This window comes from Kitasatospora sp. NPDC059817, from assembly GCF_042731835.1.
Lineage (GTDB): Bacteria > Actinomycetota > Actinomycetes > Streptomycetales > Streptomycetaceae > Kitasatospora.
On record NZ_JBHWIR010000060.1, the window covers coordinates 41,571 to 43,167 of the forward strand.

2 protein-coding genes are annotated in these 1,597 nt (G+C 66.6%); both read left to right on the plus strand.

The genetic code is table 11. The annotated features are described in order from the left end of the window. Window positions 1-489: 489 nt before the first annotated feature. Complete coding sequence (locus ACFV61_RS15650) at window positions 490-1,362, plus strand: Scr1 family TA system antitoxin-like transcriptional regulator (RefSeq protein ID WP_380478288.1); 873 nt, start codon at window positions 490-492, stop codon at window positions 1,360-1,362. Further along, entirely contained in the window at window positions 1,359-1,547 is a 189-nt protein-coding gene (locus tag ACFV61_RS15655) for a DUF397 domain-containing protein (RefSeq protein ID WP_380478290.1), read from the plus strand. The genes ACFV61_RS15650 and ACFV61_RS15655 overlap by 4 nt, the downstream gene beginning before the upstream one ends. Window positions 1,548-1,597: the final 50 nt, after the last annotated feature.

Here is a 1,597-nt window from a genome sequence, read left to right on the forward strand (position 1 = left end):
TAGGGGGGGGTGGGGGGGGGGGGGGGGGGGGGGGGGCCCTACGGGGGCGGGGGGGGGTGTGGGGGTTCTGGGGGGGTTTGGGGGGGGGGCCTACTCCCCACTCCGTTCGTTGAAGGGGTGGTGCCCCGGCGCGCAGCGGTGGTGAGGTGGTGGTGAAGCGCGAAGTCGCGCTCCGGAAGGTGGTCGGCGTCGTCGCGTTAGCAGCGCGTTCCGCGATGGTGAAGCGGCGTGGCGTAATGCAGTTCCATGTCAGGCAAATTCCTTCCCCGAAGCGGGAGTTGGCTTCTGTTTACGCGCCGGAGGATTGTTGAGCTCCGGAGGTGGTGGTGCGGGCCGTCGAGGGGGACTTCGACTGGCGCGGGAAAACCCGCAGCGCCCTGGACGTACGCTGACCGTGGATTCGACGAGCACCGAGAGTGCTGGTTCGGATGCGGAGGGTTGGCCCGCAGGTCGGCCCGAATCAGTCGGTCGAACGGGTGGGTGATTATCGTGGGTGGCGTCGAGCGCACGGTCTTCGATGACGGCGAGACGGTGGAGAACTCCGACGGGGTCGCGGAGTTCTACGCTGCGGTGGGCAAGTTGATCAGGCTCTTCCGGGAGCGGGCCGGGATGACGCAGCGTGAGCTGGCCGACAGGCTCGGGTACAGCGAGGACCAGCTGGGGGCGGTCGAGCGCGGCAAGCGGACGCCGAGAATCGAGATCCTGACGAAGGCGGACGAAGTCCTCAACGCGGGTGGCGCGTTGAAGATCGTCGCGGACGACGTGATGAGGGCGAAAGTCCGGATCAGCACGCGGCACCCGGCGTTCTCCAAGGCCTTCACGTTCGAGGAGAACCGGGCGATCGAGATCCACGACTACAGCACGATGGCCATCCCGGGGCTTCTCCAGACCGAGGCATACATCCGAGCCCTGTACGAAATGCGTCGACCGCTGCTCTCCGAGAAGCAGATCGATGAGTGGGTGGCCGCGCGGTTGGCTCGGAAGGCGATCCTCGAACGATGGCCTCTGCCGGTCGTGAGCTGGGTCATCGACGAGAGCGTGTTGAGGCGCCCGCTGGGTGGGTGGGATGTCCACAAGGAGCAGCTCCAGCACCTTCTGAAGGTGGGGCAGATGCGAGGCCCGGAGTTGCAGGTCATGTCGCTGGACAGGATGCAGCACTCCGGCATGGGGGGCTCGTTCACCCTCCTGACGCCGCCGGGTCGCTCGCAGATCGCGTACGTGGCCGTTCAGCACGTCAACCGGCTGATCACGGATCCCGAGGAAGTCCGTAATATGGCGGCACGGTACAGCAGTATCCGCGCCCAGGCCCTGGGCCTGAGGGAGTCCCTGGCCCTGATCGAGAAGATTCTGGGGGAAGTATGAGCACCCAGCTGGCATGGTTCAAGAGCAGTCACAGCACCAATGAGGATGCCAACTGCGTCGAGGTCGCCGAGACGCCCGGCACTGTTCACGTGCGTGATTCCAAGGACAAGAGCGGCCCGCAGCTGACGTTCGGGCCGACTGCGTGGCAGGCGTTCGTGGCGTTCGCTGCGGCCGCCGAGGTCTGATTCGGCGTCGGCGTTCCGTCGGGAGATGACGGCCAATCGGCGGACGGGCG